The 22,292-nt window shown below is 72.9% G+C and carries 20 protein-coding genes and 2 pseudogenes; 12 read left to right on the top strand and 10 right to left on the bottom strand.

The features are described 5' to 3' along the window. Window positions 1-149: 149 nt before the first annotated feature. Window positions 150-629 (bottom strand): annotated as a pseudogene (locus tag AB0H12_RS15885) (transposase); the annotation flags it as partial. A gap of 47 nt (window positions 630-676) precedes the next feature. Continuing rightward, window positions 677-1,246 (bottom strand): dihydrofolate reductase family protein, encoded by a 570-nt coding sequence (locus AB0H12_RS15880; RefSeq protein WP_499623600.1) that lies wholly within the window; start codon window positions 1,244-1,246, stop codon window positions 677-679. Between the two features lie 115 nt (window positions 1,247-1,361). Here AB0H12_RS15880 and AB0H12_RS15875 point away from each other — a divergent pair, with 115 nt between their 5' ends. Continuing rightward, window positions 1,362-1,925, top strand: coding sequence for a TetR/AcrR family transcriptional regulator (locus tag AB0H12_RS15875; RefSeq protein ID WP_499623599.1), 564 nt, complete (start codon window positions 1,362-1,364; stop codon window positions 1,923-1,925). Between the two features lie 22 nt (window positions 1,926-1,947). On the opposite strand, the gene AB0H12_RS15870 is transcribed toward AB0H12_RS15875, so the two are convergent. Genes AB0H12_RS15870 through AB0H12_RS15855 form a run of 4 tightly spaced genes read right to left on the bottom strand, consistent with a single transcriptional unit; the run spans window position 1,948 to window position 5,257 of the window. Then, the gene (locus AB0H12_RS15870) at window positions 1,948-2,241 is read right to left on the bottom strand and encodes a DUF3017 domain-containing protein (RefSeq protein ID WP_499623814.1); all 294 of its coding nucleotides are present in this window, start codon (window positions 2,239-2,241) and stop codon (window positions 1,948-1,950) included. Between the two features lie 20 nt (window positions 2,242-2,261). Continuing rightward, complete coding sequence (locus AB0H12_RS15865) at window positions 2,262-3,110, bottom strand: bifunctional methylenetetrahydrofolate dehydrogenase/methenyltetrahydrofolate cyclohydrolase (RefSeq protein WP_053721596.1); 849 nt, start codon at window positions 3,108-3,110, stop codon at window positions 2,262-2,264. Window positions 3,111-3,126: 16 nt separating this feature from the next. After that, window positions 3,127-4,035 (bottom strand): DMT family transporter, encoded by a 909-nt coding sequence (locus tag AB0H12_RS15860; protein WP_499623598.1) that lies wholly within the window; start codon window positions 4,033-4,035, stop codon window positions 3,127-3,129. 13 nt (window positions 4,036-4,048) lie between these two features. Further along, a complete protein-coding gene (locus AB0H12_RS15855) occupies window positions 4,049-5,257 on the bottom strand; it encodes an MFS transporter (protein WP_499623597.1) in 1,209 nt (402 codons plus the stop codon). A gap of 109 nt (window positions 5,258-5,366) precedes the next feature. Here AB0H12_RS15855 and AB0H12_RS15850 point away from each other — a divergent pair, with 109 nt between their 5' ends. The 8 genes and pseudogenes from AB0H12_RS15850 (at window position 5,367) to AB0H12_RS15815 (ending at window position 17,192) form a co-directional block, all read left to right on the top strand. After that, a complete protein-coding gene (locus AB0H12_RS15850; protein ID WP_499623596.1) occupies window positions 5,367-5,870 on the top strand; it encodes a YbaB/EbfC family nucleoid-associated protein in 504 nt (167 codons plus the stop codon). Then, window positions 5,867-6,178: a WXG100 family type VII secretion target gene (locus tag AB0H12_RS15845; protein WP_230572357.1), complete on the top strand. Its 312-nt coding sequence runs from the start codon at window positions 5,867-5,869 to the stop codon at window positions 6,176-6,178. Before AB0H12_RS15850 ends, AB0H12_RS15845 begins: the two co-directional genes overlap by 4 nt. Before the next feature lie 11 nt (window positions 6,179-6,189). After that, window positions 6,190-6,579 (top strand): annotated as a pseudogene (locus AB0H12_RS15840) (WXG100-like domain-containing protein); the annotation flags it as partial. A 1,420-nt stretch (window positions 6,580-7,999) separates the two neighbouring features. Beyond that, entirely contained in the window at window positions 8,000-8,143 is a 144-nt protein-coding gene (locus AB0H12_RS15835) for a hypothetical protein (protein WP_499623821.1), read from the top strand. 464 nt (window positions 8,144-8,607) lie between these two features. Next, window positions 8,608-12,399, top strand: a complete 3,792-nt coding sequence (locus tag AB0H12_RS15830; protein ID WP_499623813.1) for a glycohydrolase toxin TNT-related protein — start codon at window positions 8,608-8,610, stop codon at window positions 12,397-12,399. After that, the gene (locus AB0H12_RS15825; protein ID WP_230572356.1) at window positions 12,362-12,838 is read left to right on the top strand and encodes a hypothetical protein; all 477 of its coding nucleotides are present in this window, start codon (window positions 12,362-12,364) and stop codon (window positions 12,836-12,838) included. Before AB0H12_RS15830 ends, AB0H12_RS15825 begins: the two co-directional genes overlap by 38 nt. Then, window positions 12,835-14,337, top strand: a complete 1,503-nt coding sequence (locus AB0H12_RS15820) for a TNT domain-containing protein (RefSeq protein WP_499623595.1) — start codon at window positions 12,835-12,837, stop codon at window positions 14,335-14,337. The genes AB0H12_RS15825 and AB0H12_RS15820 overlap by 4 nt, the downstream gene beginning before the upstream one ends. Before the next feature lie 83 nt (window positions 14,338-14,420). Then, window positions 14,421-17,192 (top strand): TNT domain-containing protein, encoded by a 2,772-nt coding sequence (locus AB0H12_RS15815; RefSeq protein ID WP_499623594.1) that lies wholly within the window; start codon window positions 14,421-14,423, stop codon window positions 17,190-17,192. A gap of 14 nt (window positions 17,193-17,206) precedes the next feature. On the opposite strand, the gene AB0H12_RS15810 is transcribed toward AB0H12_RS15815, so the two are convergent. Then, complete coding sequence (locus tag AB0H12_RS15810) at window positions 17,207-17,794, bottom strand: pentapeptide repeat-containing protein (RefSeq protein ID WP_499623593.1); 588 nt, start codon at window positions 17,792-17,794, stop codon at window positions 17,207-17,209. Window positions 17,795-17,949: 155 nt separating this feature from the next. Here AB0H12_RS15810 and AB0H12_RS15805 point away from each other — a divergent pair, with 155 nt between their 5' ends. After that, window positions 17,950-18,939 (top strand): malate dehydrogenase, encoded by a 990-nt coding sequence (locus tag AB0H12_RS15805; RefSeq protein ID WP_053721608.1) that lies wholly within the window; start codon window positions 17,950-17,952, stop codon window positions 18,937-18,939. A 220-nt stretch (window positions 18,940-19,159) separates the two neighbouring features. Beyond that, on the top strand, window positions 19,160-19,969 hold the full coding sequence (locus AB0H12_RS15800; RefSeq protein WP_499623592.1) for an inositol monophosphatase family protein: 810 nt from the start codon (window positions 19,160-19,162) through the stop codon (window positions 19,967-19,969). A 25-nt stretch (window positions 19,970-19,994) separates the two neighbouring features. Here AB0H12_RS15800 and AB0H12_RS15795 read toward each other — a convergent pair whose 3' ends face one another. Next, entirely contained in the window at window positions 19,995-20,900 is a 906-nt protein-coding gene (locus tag AB0H12_RS15795) for an NAD(P)H-binding protein (RefSeq protein ID WP_499623591.1), read from the bottom strand. Window positions 20,901-20,977: 77 nt separating this feature from the next. On the opposite strand from AB0H12_RS15795, the gene AB0H12_RS15790 reads away from it, so the two are divergent. Next, window positions 20,978-21,676 (top strand): TetR/AcrR family transcriptional regulator, encoded by a 699-nt coding sequence (locus AB0H12_RS15790; RefSeq protein ID WP_499623590.1) that lies wholly within the window; start codon window positions 20,978-20,980, stop codon window positions 21,674-21,676. Here AB0H12_RS15790 and AB0H12_RS15785 read toward each other — a convergent pair. Together AB0H12_RS15785 and AB0H12_RS15780 are read right to left on the bottom strand one after the other, a co-directional pair. Beyond that, window positions 21,598-21,822, bottom strand: a complete 225-nt coding sequence (locus AB0H12_RS15785) for a DUF1918 domain-containing protein (RefSeq protein WP_073885810.1) — start codon at window positions 21,820-21,822, stop codon at window positions 21,598-21,600. The two genes, AB0H12_RS15790 and AB0H12_RS15785, sit on opposite strands and share 79 nt — an antisense overlap. 67 nt (window positions 21,823-21,889) lie before the next feature. Continuing rightward, the gene (locus tag AB0H12_RS15780) at window positions 21,890-22,285 is read right to left on the bottom strand and encodes a bacteriophage spanin2 family protein (RefSeq protein ID WP_499623589.1); all 396 of its coding nucleotides are present in this window, start codon (window positions 22,283-22,285) and stop codon (window positions 21,890-21,892) included. Window positions 22,286-22,292: the final 7 nt, after the last annotated feature.

Raw genomic sequence — 22,292 nt, 5'->3', positions numbered from 1 at the left:
CCCCTGCCCGCCCGCAATCTGGATTCCAGCGGTCGTCGCGACACGCATGATCAACTGGTGTTGGTGAGGAGTGTGGCGAGGCACTCGGCTGCGGTGTCCCAGGCGAGGGTTTTGCGTGGGCGGCGGTTGAGTCGGGCGGCGACGGTGGTGAGGTCGCCTTCCCCGTGGCCGGGCACGGCGCGGTCCTCCACTTCGGCGGGTCGGCCGCTGATCATCGGCATCGGTGCGGTGAAGCGGGGCCGGCGGGTGTCGGGGTGCGGTGGGGTTTGCGCACGGTGCGGCCGGTGCGCAGCGCGGCAGCGAGTTCGCGGCGTAGTTCGCCGCGATCCTGCCGGGTCTGGCTGATCGTGGAGGGATCGCGCACGAGTCGCCTGGCGATGGCCCTCACCCCGAGACCGGCCAGGTCCGCCGATCGACCTGGGACAGGAATCGCGACGACACCGGTGGATGGGAGAGGCCCGCCCGCGCGGGTGGGGCGGGAACCCGGTTCGATTCCCGCTCCGTCCCGCCCACGCGGTCGTGCCGCCACCGGTGCCGGTCCGCCGGTTGACACCCACGAACCGACACGCCTCAACGGTGCCCACCCCTCGCGTCACAAGATCAAGACAGGCCAGGCGCTCGGCCAACAACTTCGGGCCGAACCTGAGCGGGCATCAAACGGAATCTCCCACGCGGGTCATACGCCGTCCGCCTTGGCGTAGGAGGCAAAGACGACGCCCGAGTCGAAGATTCTGGTCGACGCCTTCGCGAAGCGGGCGGTGGGGAAGTCGCCCGCGAACAGGGGGATGCCCTTGCCCAACACGATCGGGTGGATCTTGAGCACCAGTTCGTCGATCTCTGGCAGCAGGGCGGCGGCCAGCCTGCCTCCTCCGCACAGCCAGATGCCCAGGCCGTCCGGCTCTTCCTTCAGCTCACGGACCTTGGCCGGCGGATCCGCCACCACCTGCACGTCCTCGGGCGTGGTGCTCAGCCGTGTCGACACCACGTATTGCCGCAGATGTGGGTAGGGACTCGGTAGTCCTCCCGGCACCTGATAGGTGGCGCGACCCATGAGGATCGTGTCGAAGTGCTGGTTGGGCGCGTCGATGCCCATGGCCTCGCGGGCCTGCGCGGGCAGCGTGTCGGGGTACTCCTCGACCAGGGCGGTCATGTGGTCGCCTTCGAACAGGAAGTCTCCGAAACCGCCCTTCGGGTCGGCGATGAAGCCGTCGAGCGAGGTCGCGACGAAGTAGGTCAGGGTTCGCATGGTGGATTCCTCCGGAGGTCTCGGGTCTCGGGTTCGGCACGGAAGACCGGCAACCACTCCGCCCGTAGTGCTCCGACTGTAGTACTATGGCCGGAGTGGTTGTCAAGGAGGAATCGTGGTTCGTAATCCGAACAGGCGAATGGCGCTGGTCGACGCGGCGGTCGAGGTGTTGGCGCGCGAGGGCGCGCGAGGTCTGACGTTCCGCGCCGTCGACCAGGAGGCGGGGGTGCCCAACGGCACCGCGTCGAACTACTTCACCAGCCGTGACGACCTGCTGCGGCAGGTCGGCGAGCACATCCACGTCCGGCTCACGCCGGACGCGCAGCGGCTGGCCAGGACGATGGACGCGCCACCGGACAAGAGCCTCGTGGTTCGCCTGCTGCAGGAACTGCTGGAACGCCTCCAGGTCGACCGCACGGGCTACCTGGCCCTGCTGGAGCTGAGACTGGAGGCCACCAGACGCCCCGAGCTCCAGGCCGCGCTGACCAAGACGATCAGCGAGAACCTGGAGCAGAACGTCCGCTTCCACCTGGACGCGGGCCTACCCGGCGACCGCACCACGGCGGTGTCGCTCTACCTGGCGATGAGCGGGCTGATGGTGGAGCACCTGACCCTGCCCGACGTGCTGCCGCAAGAGGAGATGACGGAACTGATCACAGCGCTGGTCGAGCGAACCTGACCGAGCGGGCCCCACACCCCGGTCACCGGTCCAACGGGCCACCGATGATGGTCATCGCCACGAAGATCACCGCGAAACCCAACCCCGAGTACAGCAGCGCGTCCACGCTCCGCCCCCGGATCGCGATCAGCCCCGCCTGTTCGTCGGTCACCAACACCCGCAGGAGAGCCGCGACCAGCAGCGCGACGCCGATCAGCACCGCGCCCTGCCGCCAGTGGTACTGGATGATCCGCACGAGACCGAGCCCGACGACCACGAGCACCAGCGCGAACGGCAGGTGCTTGCCCGCCGCGGACCGCCAGCGCTGCTCCGGCAACAACTCCACCGCTTCCCGCCTCAGGCCGTGCGCTCGGCCGCTTCGACCGTGTTGGTCAGCAGCATCGCAATGGTCATCGGACCCGCGCCACCCGGGATCGGCGCGAGGAAACCCGCCACCTCGGCCACGGACGGGTGAACGTCGCCCACCAGACCGGCCTCGGTACGGGTGATGCCGACGTCGACCACGGCCGCGCCGGGCTTCACCATGTCCGCGGTGATCAGGCCGGGGCTGCCGGCGCCCGCGACGACGATGTCCGCCCGCCGCACCTCGGCGGCCAGGTCCTTGGTGCCGGTGTGGCACAACGTCACCGTGGCGTTCTCCGAACGCCTGGTCAGCAGCAGCCCGATCGGGCGGCCGACCGTCACACCGCGACCGACGACGGTGACGTTCGCACCCGACAGCGGCACGTCGTACCGGCGCAGGAGCTCCACCACCCCGCGCGGCGTCGCCGGCAGCGGGGCCTCGTCACCGAGCACCAGCTTGCCCAGGTTGACGGGGTGCAGGCCGTCGCCGTCCTTGCGCGGGTCGATGCGCTCCAGGATCGGGTTCGGGTCGAGGTGCTTGGGCAGCGGCAACTGCACGATGTACGCGGTGCACGCCGGGTCGGCGTTCAGCTCGTCGATGACCTCTTCGAGCTGCGCCTGCGTGGTGTCCGCGGGCAGGTCGCGGCGGATCGACGTGATGCCGACCTTCTCGCACGCCAGGTGCTTGCCCCGGACGTACGAGTGCGAGCCCGGGTCGTCACCGACCAGCACGGTGGCCAGCCCCGGTGTCACCCCCCGCTCGCGCAACGCGCCGACCCGCGCCCGCAGGTCTTCGAAGATCGCGTCCCGGGTGGCCCTGCCGTTGAGGATCGTCGCAGTCACGTGCCTCATCCTCTCATCACCGCCGACCGGGCAACGCGGCGACCACCACCGCGAGCAGCGTCAACGCCGTGCCGACCAGCGCGAGCACGGACACCTCCTCACCTGCGGCGGGAGCGATGACGTCCACCGCGAGCGCGCCGACGAGCTGTCCGGCGACCTGGCACAGCCCGACCAGCAGCACGCCCAGCCACCGCACCGCCAGCACCGCCGAGCCGATGGTGCAGACCCCGAGCGCCCCGCCCGCGTAGAACCACGGCTCGCTCGGCGCGGCGGTGGGCAGCCCGCGCACCGCCACGTCGACCGCGCACACGACGAGGAGCACCGCCGTCCCGGTGCCGAAGTTGACCAACGTGGTCACGCGCGTGCTCCGCGCCGCCTCGCGCACCAGCCCGTTCACCGCCTGCTGCCAGCCGAGCCCGAACCCGCCCAGCGCGGGCAGCAGCGCCAACCACAACGCCGACGCGTCACCGGCCTCGTCCGACACGGCCACCGCGACCGCCACCACCGCCAACGCCGCACCGACCACGCGCGGCCAGGTCAACGCCACCCGTCCGGCCGGACCGATGCCCGCCCGGTCCACCAGCAGGCTGCTCACCGCCTGCGCGCCCACCGCCGCCACGGTGAACACCGCCACCCCGAGCGCCGCGACCGTCAACCCCTGCGTGGCCACGAAGAACGCCCCGCACGCCCCGCCGACGCACTGCCACCAGCGGATCCGCCCGTCCCGCAGCGACGACCACAGCCGACCCAGCGCCGCCCGCCCGGCCGCCGTCGTCGGCACGCCCAGCAGCAACAACGCGAACCCGCCGCCGAACGACACCAGCGCGGCCAGGAACCCGTCGCCGAACACGTGCCCCAACTCGCCGTTCAACCGCCCCTGAACAGCCAGGAACGCCCCGCCGACGAACGCGAGCAGCGCACCCACAAGCCGAACCCGGTCACCCAACCGGCACGTCCTCCCGCTCGCGCACCCGGCTCGCCAGGAACGCCCCGACCAGCGCCGCCACCGTGCTCGCACCGGCCGCCGCGGCCGGACCGAAGTGGTCCAGCAACGACCCTGCCACCGGCAGCGCCAACGCCGAGCCCGCCGTGGTGAACGTGCCCATCCAGCCGAACGCCTCGGCCTTGCGGTCGTCCGGCGCGAGCCCGCTGATCCGCTGGTTGTTGGCCGCGATGGCGGGCGCGATCGCCATGCCGCCCACCCCCAGCACCGCACCGATCAACCACGCCGACGACGGGTCCATCACCGGCGGCAGCACCAGCACCAGCGGCGCGACGCCCAGCGCCATCAACAGCATCCGTCTCGTGAACCGGGCCTGCCCGACGAGCCCTCCCGCGATCAACCCGCCGACCACGGACCCCACGCCCCACACGGCCGTCAGCACACCGGCCATCGCGGGTCTGCCCAGGTCACGTGCCCACGCGATGATCACCATGTCGATCACCACCAGCGAGGCCACCAGGAACAGCGCGGTCAGCAGCGCCAACGCCAGCGAACCGTCGCGCAGCAACGTCGGCCCACCGCGCGCGGCCTCACGCGCCACCGGCCGGTCCAGCCCCGCCCGCCGCAGCGCCCCGCCGAAGCCGAGCGCGCCGAGCACCGCGAGCGCGCCGCACAACCACAGCGCGACCTGCGCGTTCCACACCGCCACCACGGTCGCCGCCAGCGCCGGACCGACGATGTACATGACCTCCTGCATGGACGCCTCGACGGTGAACACCGCCGACTGCGCGGGCCCCGTCGCCAGCCGCGGGAAGCTCGCCCGGCTCATCGCCGTCACCGGTGGCGTGGACAGCCCGGTCAGGAACGCCGCCACCACCGCCAACGGCCACATCCCGCCGGGCATGACGGCGGGCAGCACACCGAGCACCGCGATGCCGACGCCGTAGCCCGCCGAAGTCACCAGCAGCAGCCGCCCGGCCGGGCTCCGGTCCGCCGCACGACCCCGCAACGGACCTGCCACACCCATGCCCAACGTCAACGCCCCGCCGACCACGCCTGCCAGGGCGTACGACCCGGTCCACCCGGCTATCAGGAACGACACCGCCAGCGGCGTGCCCGGCAGGTGGATGCGGCCGATCACCGACCACACCAGCAGCCACGGCAAGTGGGGCACGGCGGCGAGTTCCCGGTACGGACGGAGCACGGTGACACTCTGCCCGCACCCACCGACAACCCACCGCCGAATATCCGCGGGAACCCGGGGGCCTCGGTTAGCGTCAGCACCTCTGGAGAGCGCTCACGAGGGGACCGCTGTGACCGATCCGACAGGACGACGTGCCGAGTTGGAGGCGCGGAACGCGGCCATGCGCGAGCAGGTCGACTCCCTCCTGGCCGAACTGAGGAAGAAGACCGATGAGCTGCGCGAGACGCAGGCGCAGGCCATGGCGATCACGGCGACCGCGGTGTCCAAGGACGGCTCCGTGCGCGCCACCGTCGACTCCGCCGGCGCGTTGACGTCCCTGGAGTTCTCCGCCAACGCGTTCGAGCGCACCACGCCCGACAAGCTGGCCCGGCTCACCGCCGAGACCGTGCAGCAGGCCGTGGCCAAGGCCAGGACCGAGCTGAACGAGGTGCTGGCGCCCGCGCGGGGAGGTCCGAGCATCGACCTGTCGGAGATGCTGCCCGGCGTGCCGTCACTGGCCGACCTCATCCCCCAGCCGCCCGTCGTGCCGCAGCCGTCGACGCAGCCGCGTCGTCCCGCGCCGCGGTCCGACGATGACGACGGCGACAGCTTCATGGACAGGAGTGGCTGGTGAGCGGGTTCGACGTCAGCGTGTCCGGCCTCCGCCGAGGCGCGGGCCAGTTCGGAGCGGCGGGTGATTCGCTGGGCGGCGTGCTGCAGGCGTTGAGCTCGGCGTTGCAGGCCGAGGGCCAGTGCTGGGGTGGTGACGAGTCCGGGCAGGCGTTCGCCAAGGAGTACGTGCCGAATTCGCAGGCGACGTTGGAGGCCTTCGGCAACCTCGCCACGGCCCTTGCCGACATCCGCACCGGCGTGGAGCAGACCGCCGATGCCTACGAGGGTTCCGACCAGGGCAACGCGACCGGGATCTCCCGGACTTACTGAGGGGCACTGCGGTGGGCATCGAGATCCCGGGCGAGGTCACCTGGCTCTTCCCGATCGTGGTCGGGCAGAGCTGGCCGGAGGGTGACGAGACGGCGCTTCGGCGGATGGCCGACGCCTACCGCACGGCCGCGCAAGGCGTGAAGGCGGTCATCGACGAGGGCAACGGCGCGGCGTCCACCGTGTACGCGAGCCAGACCGGTGAGGCCGTCAAGGCGTTCGAGGAGTACTGGAAGAAGTTCTCCGAGGGTGACGACTCCTACCTGCCGAAGCTGCAGAAGATCTGCGAGCAGTTGGCGGACAGCTGCGACAACACCGCGCTGGAGGTGGAGTACACCAAGCTGTCGATCATCGCGTCGCTGATCGCGCTGGCGATCGAGATCGCCGCGCTGATCGCGGCGGCGTTCGGCACGTTCGGCGCGACGACCGCCGGCATCCCGATCGCGCAGCAGGCGACGAGGCTGATCGTGCAGTTCACGTTCCGGCAGTTGATCATCGCGATCCTCAAGGAGGTCGCGATCTCGGTCGGCATCGACGCGGCCATCCAGGCGATCCAGGTGGCGCGCGGGGACCGTGAGTCGTGGGACTGGGGCAAGACCACCGAGGCGGCGGTCTCGGGCGCGGTGTCCGGGCTGGTCGGCGGTGTGTCGGGCGGGCTGAAGTTCGAGGGTGGTGGGCTGGCCGGGCAGGTGGCGGTCGGCGCGACGCGTGGCGCGGTCGAGGGTGCGGTGTCCACGGTGGGCACGGCGGCCGTGATGGGGCAGGACATCTCGGCGCGGGACGTGCTGATGGGCGCGTCGGCCGGTGCGGTGTCCGGTGGGATCGGCGGTGCGAAGGACGGGATCTCCGTCGAACCGCCGCGGGTCAACGCCGGCGGACCGGACGGCGGTCCGCCGAACCTCGGGCCGACGCCGGGCGGCGTTCCCGGTGGTGTGCCTGGTGGTGTGCCCGGGGGTTCGCCGTCCGGTCCGCCGGTGAACCGTGACGGCTTGAACCGGCCGCCTGCCGGGACGACCGCGACCTCGTCCGTGGCCGCGCCGCCCGCGCCCGGGCCTCGGGTCGGTGCGCCGCCTTCGGTCGGCGGTGATCACGGCGGGTCTTCGCCTGGTGGTTCTCCGACGCCTTCGGCCTTCAACGGTCCGGCCGGGACGCCCGGTGGGCGCAGCGGCGCGTCGGTGCCGACGTCACCCGGTGGTGGTGGGACCGGGCCCTCCATCGGCAGTCGGCTCGGCACGGCTCCCGGCGGACCGGCCCCGAGCAGCGCGCCCGGCGGTCCGGCTCCCGGTTCGGCACCGGGTCCGGGTGCTGCCGGCGCCCGGATGCCCGGTGGGATGCCTGCCGGTGGTCCCGCGTTCTCGCCGGGCACGGCCGGCGGTCCGCCGAACGGGTTGAGCGCCGCTCCCGCCGCGACATCTCAGGGCGCGTCCGCCGCACCCGGTCTCCGGCCGGGCGGGGCGATGCCCGGTGGACCCGCTCTGGGTGGGTCTGCTCTGGGTGGGTCTGTGCCGAGTGGGTCTGTGCCGGGTGGTTCGTCGTTCGGTGGGGCGACCCCCGGCGGGCCCGCTCTCGGCGGGACGGCGTCCGGCGGTCCGACGCCGCTCGGTGGGCAGACTCCGGGCGGTCCGACGGCCGGCGGGCCTGTCCCCGGTGGCGCGACGCCCGGCGGCTCGATGCCCGGTGGCGCGACCGCTGGTGGACCGGTTCCTGGCGGAGCTGTGCCTGGTGGATCGGTGCCTGGTGGTGCATTGCCCGGTGGTGCCACGCCGGGTGGATCGATGCCTGGTGGCTCAGTGCCGGGTGGGCCGGTGCCCGGGGCGGTTCCCGGTGGGGCTACGCCTGGTGGCGCAATGCCTGGTGGGTCGGTGCCTGGCGGCGGGGTTCCTGGTGGTCCGGCTGCTGGTGGGCCGGTGCCGGGTGGTGCGCCTGTTGGTGGGGCGATCGCCGGTGGGGCGGTTGCGGGCGGTGTGATGGCGGGTGGGATGCCGCTTGGCGGGGCTGCTCCCGGCGGGTCGGTGTCCGGTGGGTCGACGCCTGGTGGATCTACGCCTGGTGGGCCGGTGACGACGGGTGGGCCTACGCCTGGATCAGCGCCTTCGGGTTCCGCGCCTTCCAGCGGCGCGCCCGCCGGTTCGGCGCCTGCTGGTTCCGCGCCGGTGGCGGGCGGTGGTGGTCCGGCGGCTGGTGGGGCGGCTCCGGGCACCGGGGCTCCGGCGGCTGGGACTCCGGCGGCCGGGGCCCCGACGGCGGGTGCGGCCGGGGGTGTTGCGCCTCCGACCAGCGGTGCGCCCGGCGGTGGGCGTGGGCCTGCCGCGCCTGCGGCCAGTGGCTTCGTGGCCGATCCCGCCGCTCCTCCCGCATCTTCCGGTTCACCTTCCAGCCGGGATCAGACCGGGCGCGGGAACGACGCCGTCAGTGCCAGTTCCTTGACCGGGATGCCGGTTCAGCCGTTGCCCGCGACCGGTCCCGGGTCGATGCCCGAGCAGCGCGGGCCCGCGTCCACTGCTCCACCGCAGACGTCCGCGCCCGCGCCGCAGCCCGGTGGGTTCGGCCCCCAGCCCGGCGGGTTCGGCCCGCAGCCCGGTGGACCCGCGCCTGCCGGTCCGCAACCTGGCGCACCGGCTCGACCGGATGCTTCCGCGCCGCGTGGGCCGGAACCCGCGGCACGTTCGGCCCAGCCGGCTACCGCTCAGCCGCCGACGGCTCCGATCCGCACGGACGGGCCCGCTCCCTCCGCTCGCGGCACCGACAGCCCGACGCCGGCCACCAGCAGCCCGACCCCGGCCACCGACGGCGCCGCGCCGTCGACGGACGGGCCCAAGCCCGACAGCGCCCCGGTCGACCGCACGCCGTCCGACAGCACGCCGCCCGACGCCGCGGAGGGCACTCCGGACACCGACAGCTCCGACAGCACCGAGACGCCGAGCGACCTGGTCGGCGAGCCCGGCGACGAGCACACCCCGGCGTCCGGCCACGAGTGGCCCGCCGAGACCGACCCGAAGACCGACACCACGACCGGCACCGAGACCGGCGCAGGTACCGCCGCGGATCCGTTCCCCCAGAAGAACGTCTGGGGCCAGCCCGCGGGCGTCGTCCCCGGCTTCTCCCAGGACGGCCCCTACGTCGCCGTCCACGAGAGCACCGGACCCACGGACCAGTCCGTCGGCACGTACGACCAACGCGCCGCCGCCCTCATCGAGCCGACCTACCAGCCCTACGGCCCGTACGGCGACTACCAGTCGTTCCGCGACGCCCACTCCAAGCCCGACGGCAGCATCGACTGGCCGCCGAACCAGGGCGCGGACGGCCCGCGGGTCGTCGTGGAACTGCCCGCCGGCACCGTGCTCGACCGGTTCGGCAGCCCCAACGGCGACTTCCTCTCCCCGCTGCGCCCGGACGGCCAGGCCTACGGGTTCGGCGAGCGCGCGATCATGCCGGACAGCCTGGGCAAGGGCTACCACGTCTACGTCCTGGACGCCCCGCTCACCGTCGAGCTGGCCCCGGTCGCGCCCGCCTTCGACCAGAACGGCGGCGCGCGCCAGCTCCAACCCGTCCTCGACGCCGCCCTCGCCGACCCGGCCACGGGCAGGATGAGCGTCCAACGCCTGATCGACCTGGGCGTCCTGCACGAGGTCGACGTGCCGCCGGCCGACGGTCGCGTGCTGCCGCCCGACTTCGGCACGTTCGACCGCGACGGCAACGTCCGCACCCCCGACCCGGTCACGGTGGCCGACGCCCGCGACGGCGCGTTCGACGGCTACACCCCGGCCGACCCGCCCGCCACCCTCACCCCGAACCCCGACCTCGGCCCGGTCGCGCACCAGGGACCGATCCCGATCGGCGAGGTGTCCCAGCGCGTCGACCAGGCGATCCGCAACAGCCAGGTCACCGACTCGGGCGTCGCGCTGCACACCGAGGACCGCCTGCGCGACCTGTCGAGCCGCATCCCGGCCAATGCCGACCACGTCGTCCTCGACATCCACACCGACGGCGACGGCGTCCGCATCGGCGACACGCACTACACCCGCGCCGAGCTGGTGGAACTGATCAACAACCACCCGGACCTCGCCGACCGGCCGATCATGTTCGTCGGCTGCGACGCGGGCACGGGCGGCGAGAACAGCCTGGCCGCGCACGTCGCCCGCGAGACCGGCCAGCGCGTCATCGCACCGGACAACCTGGCCTGGTCCGACCGGGACGGCAACGTCTACTCCAGCGCGCCCGACGAGGCGGGCACCGGCCCGAAGCTCCCGCCCGACGGCGGCTGGCACGCGTTCGAGCCCGACGGCACGCACGCGCCCGTCGGCGAGAACGGCATGCCGCCCGGCCACGAGCCGAGGGGCGACCTCGCGACCGACGGTCAGGAGCACCGAGGCCGCCTCGACATCGAGCCGCAGGTCCAGCAGCCGTGGACGGCGCCCGAGACCACCAACGAGCAGAACGTCCAACTGCGCGACGACCAGTCGTTCTTCCACAGCGGCCAGGACCTGCCGCGCGACACCCGGATCACGATCCAGGGCGAGGACGGCGCCGTCCGCACCGTCGTGCACGTGGACGCCGACGGCAACGTCCACGTCGACGCCATCGCGCCGAACACCCGCCACGGCGACAACCCCGAGGTCCGGCACCCCGCCCCGAACGCCCACTACCGCGTCGAGCTCGGCCACCGGCACGACGTGTTCGTGGCCGACGCCGACGGCACCCGCCGGACCACCCAGGACACGATCAAGATCGGCGACCGGGTCGTCACGATCGACCGCGCGGTGATCATCGAACCGATCCCCGAGCCCGCCAACGGCCGCCAGGTGATCGACCGCGACCACCCGCTGTCGCCGAGACCGGACGAGGCGTTCACCGCGCGCACCGACCTCCCGCCGAACACGCGGATGGAGGTCCACGACACCGAGGGCACGTACCGCGGCACGGTCCAGACCGACGCGGACGGCAAGCCGAGGTGGGTGGCCGCGCCCGACTACCTGTCCACCGACGTCCGCAACCCCGAGGTCCAGCACACCTCGCAGGGCACGAACTACAACATCGACCGCGGCCCCCTGCACCAGGAGTTCACCACCAACGCCGAGGGCCACCCGCAGCACGCGGTCGAGCGCACCGAGCCGACCACGACCAGGCAGGCCCCGGTCACCGACCTCCGGCAGGGCGAGCCGTTCAGCAGGCCCGGCCAGGTGCACGACCCCAGCACCGAGTACCTCGTCACCGACGAGCACGGCCAGCGCCGCGGCCGGTTCCTCACCGACGGGTCGGGCCACGTGGTCTTCGAGGACACCTACTCGGGCCAGCGCAGCCGGGTCAACGCCGAGATCACCCAGGCGCCGTCGCACGCCCAGGTGACGTCCGACGGCTTCTACGGCCTCGGCAAGGCCGAGAACCCGACCCGGAGCTGGCCCGCGCCCGCCAACGGCGAGGTCGAGCTGGCCATGCGACGCACCAAGACCGACGACGGCTACGTCTACTCGGTGCACGTCGTCAGCGGCGACACCAGCGGCTGGACGCCCGAGCAGCGCGCCGCCGTGACCAGGCCGTTCTCCAACGCCGACCCGTTCGCCGGCCGCGCCGACCTGCCGCCGGGCACCCGGTTCGTGCTGGACGACCACAAGAAGCAGGGCTACGGCACGTTCCAGACCGGCCCGGACGGCACGGCCTCGCACGTGCACACGTTCCGACCGTTCAGCCCGGACCTGAACAACCCGCTGCCCAACGCGGTGCTGGTCGCCGACAACGACGCGTGGCGCGGTCGCACCAACGGCGACGGCGAGACGGTCGCCACGACCGGTCGGCCGGACCTGAAGTCCGGCGGCGCGATCCGCCGCGACGGCAGCGCCCAGCTCGACGTCGGCAACCACGGTGAGGTCGACGCGGACGGCAAGAAGCTGTCCGACGGCGGGCACCACCAGGGCAACGAGACCGGCGGGCCCGGCGAGGCGGCGAACCAGTCGAGCCAGCAGCGCGACCAGAACCAGGGCAACGAGCGCCCGGCGTTCGTCACCGCCGAGACGTGGCACCGGATGGAGCGGGACCGCGCGGCCTTCGTGAAGTCCGGCGGTACGGTCGAGATGATCGACACGTTCGCCCTGCGCGACCCGCTGCAACGCCACCCGCACACCTACCAGACGCGGTGGCGTGTGACGCTCGCCGACGGCACGACCGAGATCTACGTCAGGAGCTACCCGAATGAGCACAACGCAGCCCTCTGGCCGGCCGGGTTCTGAGCAGCGCCACGACGAGCTGCTCCAGCACATCGGCGGCATGCTGCTGGACGCTGCTCCGGACGGCTTCCGGCGGATCGACCTGCTGGTGCGGATGACCGTGGCGGTGCAGGACGCGACGCTGAAGGTCTACCTGCCCGACCGCACCACCCCCGAGGTGATGCCGCCGGCCGGGCTGATCCCGGCGTTCCAGGAGATGCGGCAGGTGCTGTACCAGCCGGGCCGCGGCACGTGGTTCTCCGCGCGCTGCGTGGTGAACGCGCCGGTCCGCATCGACATCACCTACAACTTCGACCACGACCCGAGGTTCGAGCCGCCCGTGCCCGCCGCGGACTTCGCCCGCGACCTCCAGGCCTTCCCGCGCGACGAGGCCTTCATCCCCGACTGGCTGCGCGCCAAGCTGGTCGAGGCGAGCGAGACGACCGAGGAGCAGAACGCATGACCGCGCCGCAGCTGGACGTCGAGGACCAGAACGCGATCCTCGGCTCCGTCACCACCCTGCTGGTGCAGCGCCTGCCCGGCGACTGGGAGCAGCTGTTCGTCGACTTCCGGATGACGGGTCGGCACGTGGAGACGCAGGTCTCCGGGCTGACCATGTACGGCTCGTCGTTCGACTGGGAACTGCCGCCGGAGGCGCTGCCGTTCTTCGTGCAGCTGCGCGACGGCATGGCGCGACCGGGGCACGGCACGTGGTTCACGATGAAGCTGCACCTCGTGCACCCCGACACGTACTCCGCCGAGTTCGACCGGGACGCCGAGCCGGACTGGACCCACCCGCCCGCCGAGCAGCACTACGCCGAAGAGCTGGAGCTCTACCCGCGCGACGACGACGCGATCCCGGCCTGGCTCCGTGAACGCGCCGGCCTCGGCCCGGCCGGGAGCACCGTGTTCGCCGCGCCGCTGTTCGACGGGCCGGACCCGACCGCGCACGACCGGCCGGCCGTGCACCCGCAGGAGCTGGACGACGTGCTGGCCTACCTGGAGAACGCGCCGGTCGTGCTGGCCGCGCGCTCCTACGGTCCCGACGCGCTCAAGCCGGAGGCGACGCCGTCCGTGCCGCTGTCCTTCCACACCGACGGCACGTGGGTGTGGCCCGGCGGGGTGGCGTACTACCTGCGCAACCACCACGTGCCGCCGGTGCCGCAGCTCGTGCAGCACATCCGGGACAACGGCTACACCGTGCCGCCGGTCGACGCCGAGGCCGAGAAGGCCGCCGTCGCCGTCGCCACCGGGCAGGCCGAGGGCGCGCCGCTGCCCGAGCACGAGCCGCGCGTGATCACCGAGGTCGACCGGCGCGCGCTCGACCACCTCAAGGAGCGGCTGGACCACTTCGGGGTCGACGCCTCGGAGTACGGGATCCTCGAACCGAAGCCCGACGCGTTCGTCATCGAGCCGGCGCCCGGCCGGTCCGGCTGGCAGGTCCAGTTCTGGGACGCCAGCCGCGGGCCGCACGGTCGGCCGCGCGTGTACGAGCACGCGGTGGACGCGGCGAAGGTGCTGCTGGCCGAGCTGCTCTGGCGGGCCGACCTGGCCCGCACGCGTGCGGCGGCGGACACGGGCGCACTGGTGCTGCCGGTCGCGGACATCCAGCCCATGCCCGACGAGCCGCCGCTGTCGCTGTTCCGCGACCGCGAGAACGTGGTCATCCCCGTCGGGGCCGAGCTCGACCGGTTCGGCGCGGAGCCGGGCAACCTCGTCTACGCCGCCGGGACCGTGTTCGGCCACCGATCGTTGCCACCGGATTGGCTGAACCGTCGCTACCACGTGTACCGGGTGCAGAAGCCGGTGCCGGCCCTGAAGGGCGTCGCGGTGCCGTGGTTCGGGCAGGCAGGCGGCGGCACGGGCTACTTCCTGGCCCACTCCGTGCGTGACCTGTTGGCCGACGGGAGCCTGGTCGAAGTGGCCGCGGCGGCGCTCCAGCAGCCGCAACCGGGCGTCTAGGCACGGTCGCGTGGCGTCATTACTCCGTTCGGCTCAGCGGGGGCCCGTGCGGGCACTGGGAGTCGCGGGGGAAGATGTTGCACGTGTCCGAGCTGAAGCCGCTGAACCCGACCGAGCAGGATGCGCTGGTCAAGCAGATCGGCCTGACGCTGATGCGGGCCGCGCCGGAGGAGTGGCGGCACGTGACCGCGGAGTACCGCGCGACCGGCCGGTACTTCGAGCTGGCCGCCGAGGTGCGCACCGTCGACGGCGCCCTGCGCGCCTGGTCGCCGCCCCAGGAGGTGGCCGGGCTGTTCTCGCGGCTGCGCGCGGGCATGTACCGGGACGGCCGGGGCAGCTGGTCCAACGCCCGCTACCAGCTTGACCACCCGTCCAGCTACAACCTCGACTTCGACCGCGCCGAGCCGTCCTGGACCACGCCACCGCCACCGCAGGCGTACCTGGACGAGATGCGGTTCTTCCCGCGCACCGACGACAACGTGCCGGACTGGCTGCGCCGACGGCTCCAGCAGGCGCCACCCCCGCCGCCGCCCGTCGACCAGCCGCCGCCGCCCCGCGCGTTCCGCACGGCCCGGGTGTTCGACGGCGCGGGTCCCGGCGGTCGACCCTCGGTGAACCGGCCGCCGATCGCCGAGACCGACCACGCCCTGCTGCTGAGCTACCTGGACCGGGCGCCGGTCGCGGTGATCGGGCGCGGGTTCGACGTGGACGTGCTCAACCCGGACGCGCCGTCGGTGGTGCCGGTGGCGTTCCAGACCGACGGCCACTGGATCTGGCCCGCCGCGGTCGGCTACTACCTGCGCGCCTACGGCGTGCCGCCGGAGCCGGAGCTGGTCGAGCGGGCCAAGGCGCTGGACTTCGTGCTGCCCGAGGTGACCGAGGAGGCCCGGGTCGCCGCCGCGGCGAACCTGGGCGCGCCCGCCGCGCCGCAGGGCACCGAGCTGCCGGTCGCCGAGCCCGCGCCCGCGCCGGTCGAGCCGCCGGTCGAGGTGGGCGCCACCGCGGCCGCGCCGCTGCCCGGACTGCCGGACGACGAGCCGGCGCCCGCCGAGGCGGCCGGGCCGGTGGACGTCGAGAGGACCGCGAACCTCACCGAGCTCGAGCCGGACGTGATCGAGTACGCGCAGGACGGCCCGCCGTACCGGGTGCGGTTCGACGAGGACGGCCCGGTGATCGACGACCGGTACCGGCGTGAGTCCTACGTGGACGGGATGGACCTGTTCGCGCCCCGCGCCTACGAGCGCGAGGCGGACGACGACCAGCCCGAGCTCAAGGACACCCAGACCTGGAGCCCGTTCACCGAGGAGGAACCGGAGACCGGGCCCGCCGAGGAGACCGGCGAGGTCGAGGCGGTCGCCGACGAGCCCGCGCACGAGCCCGCACCGCACGAGCACGCACCGCACGACCAGCCGCCGCACCAGCCCTCGTACGAGCAGCCGTCGCACGAGCCGGTGTACGAGCAGCAGCACGAGCCCGGGTACGACCCGCACCAGCACGAGCAGGTCGAGCACGAGCCGCGGCCGGCCGAGGAGCGGTCGCCCGAGGTCGACGCGCGCCACCCCGCCGACGAGGCCGAGGTCACCGCCGAGTTCGAGGTCGACCAGGCCCGCCTCTACACGCCGGAACACGCCGAGGAGCCGGGCTTCGCCGACCGCGCCGAGTCCCGGTTCGAGGAACCGGCCGAGCAGGCGTTCACCCATCCCGACGAGCCGCTGTTCGCCGAGCAGGCCGCCGACGACCGGCACGACGACCGGCACGACGAGCCCGAGTCCCGCTTCGACGACCGCGACGACCACCGCGACGACCGCGACGACCACCACGACGACCACCACGTGCGCGACGACCACGAAGACCACGAAGGCCGCGACGGGCGCGAGGTCCACGCCGAACCGGCCGACCAGCCGCAGTTCGTGGAACAGGTGCCGCCGCCGTTCGCGGACCAGGCGACCGAGTTCGCCGAGGCCGTGCGGCCGTTCGACGACGTGAGCCCGGCCGCCGCGCCCGTGCCGAGCCTGACGCCGCCCCCGCCGCCGGTCCAGCCGCCACCCGTCGAGCCGCGCCAGGTCACGCCGGAGGAGGAGCGCGAGCTCTCGTCCATCCGCCGCGCGCTGGACGAGCTCGACGTGCCGCCCGCCGCCTACCGGTTCGGCGAGCCCGCCGACCGCGCCTGGCTGCTGCGCACCGAGGGCCCGGACTGGGAGGTGTCGTGGTTCGACCACGGACCGACCAACCCGGTCCGCTTCGACCGGCTGGAGGACGCCGCCGCGTACCTGACCGGCAAGCTGGTGCTCACCAGCCGCCGGCCGCCGCGCCCGCTGCCGCCCCCGCCGCCGCAGCGCCCCCGCCCGCCGATGACCAACGGGTTCCGCGAGGAGCCGCCGCGCCGTCCCGCGCCACCGCAACGCCCGCCGGTCGAACCGCCCGCGCCGGTCCAGGCGCAGCAGGGCGCGGCGCAGCCCTCGGGCGCGACGACGTCGACGCAGGAGCCCAAGCCCCAGCGGTCGTGGCCGATCAACCCGATGAACGGCGAACCGCCGCTCACCCTGTTCCGGCACAAGGCGATGATCGAGCTGCCCGCCGGCATGGAGGTGGACCGCTTCGGCGAGGGCGAGGGCAACCTCGTCTACGCGGCGGGCACCCCGTTCCCGCAGCGCTCGCTGGTGCCGTCGTGGGTCAACCGCCCGTACCACGTGTACCGGCTGCGCCGACCGGTCGAGGTGCTGACCGGTGTGGCCGTGCCGTGGTTCGAGCAGCCCGGCGGCGGCACGGCCTACCTGATGCCGAAGACGATCGACGACATGGTCGCCGACGGCGTGCTGGTCGAGGTCGCGGGCCAGGAGGCCCCCGGCCACTAGTGCCGGTCACGGCACTAGCCGACGCGCAACCCGTGCGCCGCGGCGAAGGCGACGGCCGTGTCCAGGTCCACCCGCGCACCGCGCAGGGTGGCCTGGACGAGCCCGTCGGCGTCCAGCCGCGCGCCGGTCAGGTCCGCGCCCTCGAGCCGGCACCCCCGCAGCCGCGCGCCGGTCAGGTCGGCGTCACGCAGGTCCGCGTCACGGAGGTCCGCCTCCTGGAGGTTGGCCTCCCGCAACCGCAACCCGCGCAGCGACGCCTTCCGCAGCACGGCGCCGGACAGCCCGGCCAGCGTGAGATCGGTCTCGGTCAACGTGATCGGCCGCAGCGCGCAGTCCACGAACATCGACCCGAGCCACGAGCACGACGTGAACTCGGCGGACCCCAGCACGGCGCGGGTGAACCGGCAGGAGCGGAACGCGGTGGCCTTGTGGGTGGACTCGCCCAGGTCGGTCCGGTCGAACGTGCAGTCGGTGAACGTGCAGCCCGACGTCGCCAACCCGCGCAGGTCGGCCTCGGTGAAGTCGCACCGGACGAACGACCTGCCTTCCCACTCCTGCCCGTACAAGACCGCGTCGGAGTAGTCCTCGCCGATGATGTCCACTGTCACACCTTGTCATCGCCGCCCAGTTGGTAACCTCCGACCTGCCGGGCAACCCGCCCGGTGCGCGGTCCCGGAGTAGAGACCGCCGCTGACAGGTCGTCAGCCTGCCTAGTGGTCGTGCCCGAGGACTGAAGCCACAACATTCGGGAAGGCACATGACCCGCACGCCCGTGAACGTCACCGTCACCGGTGCGGCCGGCCAGATCGGCTACGCACTGCTGTTCCGCATCGCCTCCGGCCACCTCCTGGGTCCCGATGTCCCGGTCCGCCTGCGCCTGCTGGAGATCCCGCAGGCCGTCAAGGCCGCCGAGGGCACCGCGATGGAGCTGGACGACTGCGCGTTCCCGCTGCTGTCCGGCATCGACATCACCGACGACGCCAAGACCGCCTTCGACGGCGTCAACGTGGCGCTCCTCGTCGGCGCCCGCCCGCGCACGAAGGGCATGGAGCGCGGTGACCTGCTGGAGGCCAACGGCGGCATCTTCAAGCCGCAGGGCGAGGCGATCAACGCGGGCGCGGCGGACGACGTGCGCGTGCTGGTCGTCGGCAACCCGGCCAACACCAACGCCCTGATCGCCCAGCAGCACGCGCCCGACGTGCCCGCCGAGCGGTTCACCGCGATGACCCGCCTGGACCACAACCGGGCGCTGTCGCAGCTGGCGAAGAAGCTCGGGGTGTCGGTCACCGACATCAAGAAGCTCACCATCTGGGGCAACCACTCGGCCACCCAGTACCCCGACCTGTTCCACGCCGAGGTCAACGGCCAGGTGGCGGCCGAGGCCGTGAACGACCAGGCCTGGCTGGAGAACGAGTTCATCCCGACCGTCGCCAAGCGCGGCGCGGCGATCATCGAGGCGCGCGGCGCGTCCTCGGCGGCGTCGGCGGCGAACGCGGCCATCGACCACGTCCACGACTGGGTCAACGGCACCGCCGAGGGCGACTGGGTGTCGATGGCGATCCCGTCGGACGGCTCCTACGGCGTGCCGGAGGGCCTGATCTCGTCGTTCCCCGTCACGGTGACCGACGGCAAGTACTCGATCGTGCAGGGCCTGGAGATCGACGACTTCTCCCGCGCCCGCATCGACGCCTCCGTGGCCGAGCTGGTCGAGGAGCGCGACGCGGTCAAGGCCCTCGGCCTGATCTGAGCCCCAGTGCCGCGACCGGCGACCTTCACCGCGTCTTCCGGCGCTCAGCAGGGCGCCTCGCGGCACCGGCCCCACGCCCCCATCCGGCCAGGATGAGGACGTGGGGCCGGCACCGCGATCCGCCCGTCTGACCGGCGGAACACGGGGCAAAGGCCGGCGGTCGCGGCACCAGCCCACGGGAGGGCCGCCGCCGGTGGCCCTCCCGTGGCACGTTGGGGGCATGGACACCTGGCCCGTGCCGACCCCGAACCTGCCCGCCGACGTGCACCCGGCGCTCGCCGCCACCGCGCTCGCCGCTTCGGCCGCCTACGACGGCGCGCGGCGCGAGTTCACCCGCGCGCAGCTGCGCGAGGAGGTCGCCGACGGCGCGGACGGCACGCCCACCATGCGGGTGGACGCGATCGTGGAGGCCGCGATCGCCGAGGCCGCCGCCGAGGCGGGCGCGAACCTGCTCTCCGAAGAGGCCGGGTTCCTCGACAACGGCTCCGCCGCCACCCTGGTGGTCGACCCGGTGGACGGTTCCGCGAACGCCGCCATGGGCGTGCCGCTGTCCTGCTTCGCGGGCGCCCTGGTGATCGACGACCAGCCGGTCGAGGCCCTCACCGTCTGGTTCGACACCGGTCGCGCCTGGTCGGCGCACGCGGGCAGGCCGACGCCCTACCGCACCACCGGCCGCACCACCCTCAACGGCGCATCGATCTGCATGATGCGACCCAAGCGCGGCACCGAGGACGCCTGGATGCGCGTGGCCGACCGAGCCGACCGCGTCCGCATCCTCGCCACCACGTGCCTGGAAGCGGTCCTGGTGGCCGAGGGCGCGGTGGACGCGTTCGCCGACCCCGGCTCGGACACCCACCGCCTGATGGACCTGATCGCCGCCCTCGTCACCGTGCCCGCCGCCGGGGGAGCGCTGCTCGACGTGCGGGGCCGGCCGCTGACCTTCGACCTCGACCTGTCCCGCCGCTGGTCGGGCGTCGCCGCCGCCACGCCCGCCCTCGCCGACGACCTGATCACCACGATCCTGGGCTGAGACCGTTCCCAGGTTGCCGTTCCGCTCAACCCCGGTACCAGCGCGCGGTGTCCTCGATCGCCTGCTCGTGCGGCGTGACGGGCAACGGCCCGAAGGTGGCCTCGAACGCGGAGTGGTCCACCACCCACGGCGCGGTGCGCTGGTGGTCCATCTCGCCCGAGCCCCGCAGCCGCTTGTCGAACAGCGAACCCACCGCGACCGAGAACGCGGGCAGCCGCACCGGCTTGCGCGCGTTGCCGAGCACCCGCCCGGTCAACGCCGCGAACTCCCGAACGGTCAACGTCTCCGCCGCCGGCGTGAGCCAGAGCTTCCCGTCGGCCCGCTCGTCGTCGCCGAGCACGATCTGCGCCCGCGCCGTGTCGCGCAGGTAGGCGAACGTGTGCGGCAGGTCCAGCGGCCAGAACCACATGCCCGCCCTGCCCGCCGCCATCGGCTTGATCAGCAGCTCACCGGGCAGCGAACCCGTGCCGCCCCGCCCGTGGTAGTCCGACGACCGGCACGTCGTGACCGGCACGGAAGCCGCCCGCAAGCGCTTGCCGGGCTCGCTGCGCAGCTTCTCCTTCACGCCTGCCGGCCGTTCCGGCGTGTCCTCCCGGATGGGCCCCGACACCGGCCCGAACGCGTACAGGTTGTCCGTGTAGACGATCTTCGCGCCCGCGGACTCGGCCGCCGCGATCGTGTTCTCGACCATCGTCGGCAACATCTCGACCCAGTCCGAGTACAGCACGTTCGCCGCCAGGTGGACGACCGAGGCGCCCCGCACGGCCTCGACCGTCGACGCCCGGTCCATGAGGTCGGCCCGCACGTCCTGCGCGCCCTCCGGAACTCCACCTGAACGAGTGACAGCCCGCACCTCGCGGCCGTCCTCCACCAACTGTCGGGCGACCTCCCACCCGATCCCCCGCCCCGCACCCAGCACGACCGTCGACATGACGCCCCTCGTATCAAGTCGTAACTTCTGTTAGAAGTTCTAACACAAGTTAGAGTGCCTGCGTCAAGGAGGGCAGCGTGGTCAACGTCCGCCGGGAGCGGTACCGCGAGGAAACGAAGACCGAGGCCAAGCGCATCGCGCTGGAGCAGTTGGCCGGGCAGGGGATCGCCGGCATCTCGGTCAACGCCATCGCCAAGCGCATGGGCGTGACGGGTCCGGCGCTCTACCGGTACTTCAAGGGTCGCGACGACCTGCTCAACGACCTGGTCCGCGACGCGTGGCACGACCTCGCGGAAGCGGTGGAGGAGGCGGTGGCGGCGTCGGGCGGCGCATCACCACCCGATCGGGTGCGTGCGTTCGCGGAGGGGTTCCGGTCGTGGGGCGTCACCCAGCCGCACCGGTACCTGTTGTTGTTCGGCACGCCACTACCGGGTTACCACGCGCCGCAGGACACGATCCTCCTGGCGCACCGCACCATGAGCGCGCTGTTCCGCGTCCTGCCGCGCGACGGCTCCGCCACGGCCGGGTCGTCCACACTGGACGCCCAGCTCGCGGGGTGGGCGGGCGCGCGCGGCGAGGGTGACGTGCCCCCCGCCGTGCTGCTCACCGGCCTGCGTGCGTTCACCAGGCTGCACGGCGTGCTCAGCCTGGAGGTTTCCGGCCAGTTCGGGCCGATGGGGGTCGACCCGGCGCTGCTCTACCGCGCCGAGGTCGAGTCCTTGATCCTGGGTGATTCGGGGGTCCGGGGCTCCACCAGGCTGTCGGGGCCGGGGTAGACCAGCCCTTCGTGGCCGTCGGAGAAGCGGACCCGATACGGGGGCGCACCCTCCGGGCCGCGCACTTCGAGGATCTCGCCGACCGTCTCGTCGAGACCAACCGCGCGGCTGTGGATGTGCAACCGGTCGCCTACTGTCGCGTGCATCTGCAACACCTCCGGTGCGTCACAGCGTAGGACTGTTCCGAAGGTACCGACAGCCTGACGTTTCCGCTCAGGCGCAGGCGTTGGACAGCTTCGCCACCTGGTCCAGCTTCTGCTGCGACCACGCGCCGATGTTGGCCGGGTTCAGGTCCTCCAGCGTCACCTTGCCCATGGTGTCGGAGACGCCGGTGATGGCGTCCTGCAGCGTCGTGTCGCCTGCCTTGGCGGCGAGCGCGTTCAGCTCCTCGGCCTTCTTCTGGGTCTCCTCCAGCGCCTTCTGCGGGTCGGTGGCGTCGGGCGTGAAGCCGGCCAGCTTGAGCGCGTCGATGCACAGCTGCGCCTTGTCCGCGGCGGCGCCGACCTGGTTGGCGGTGTCCGAGGCCTGCTGCACGGCCTCGCAGCCCGAGACCGCGGCGGCGAGTCCCATTGCCAGCAAGAGGGTGGCTACCGGACGACCTGCGCGCATGAGGGTG

The organism is Actinosynnema sp. NPDC023794, assembly GCF_040639675.1.
Lineage (GTDB): Bacteria > Actinomycetota > Actinomycetes > Mycobacteriales > Pseudonocardiaceae > Actinosynnema > Actinosynnema luteola.
This window is presented reverse-complemented; position numbering and strand designations above follow the sequence as displayed.

Coding starts and splice junctions, on each gene's coding strand:
- AB0H12_RS15825 (WP_230572356.1), top strand. CDS start 12,362: ATGAGCACAACGCAGCCCTCTGGCCGGCCGGGTTCTGAGCAGCGCCAC.
- AB0H12_RS15820 (WP_499623595.1), top strand. CDS start 12,835: ATGACCGCGCCGCAGCTGGACGTCGAGGACCAGAACGCGATCCTCGGC.
- AB0H12_RS15800 (WP_499623592.1), top strand. CDS start 19,160: ATGGACACCTGGCCCGTGCCGACCCCGAACCTGCCCGCCGACGTGCAC.
- AB0H12_RS15880 (WP_499623600.1), bottom strand. CDS start 1,246: ATGCGAACCCTGACCTACTTCGTCGCGACCTCGCTCGACGGCTTCATC.
- AB0H12_RS15805 (WP_053721608.1), top strand. CDS start 17,950: ATGACCCGCACGCCCGTGAACGTCACCGTCACCGGTGCGGCCGGCCAG.
- AB0H12_RS15780 (WP_499623589.1), bottom strand. CDS start 22,285: ATGCGCGCAGGTCGTCCGGTAGCCACCCTCTTGCTGGCAATGGGACTC.
- AB0H12_RS15785 (WP_073885810.1), bottom strand. CDS start 21,822: ATGCACGCGACAGTAGGCGACCGGTTGCACATCCACAGCCGCGCGGTT.
- AB0H12_RS15795 (WP_499623591.1), bottom strand. CDS start 20,900: ATGTCGACGGTCGTGCTGGGTGCGGGGCGGGGGATCGGGTGGGAGGTC.
- AB0H12_RS15830 (WP_499623813.1), top strand. CDS start 8,608: ATGCCGGTTCAGCCGTTGCCCGCGACCGGTCCCGGGTCGATGCCCGAG.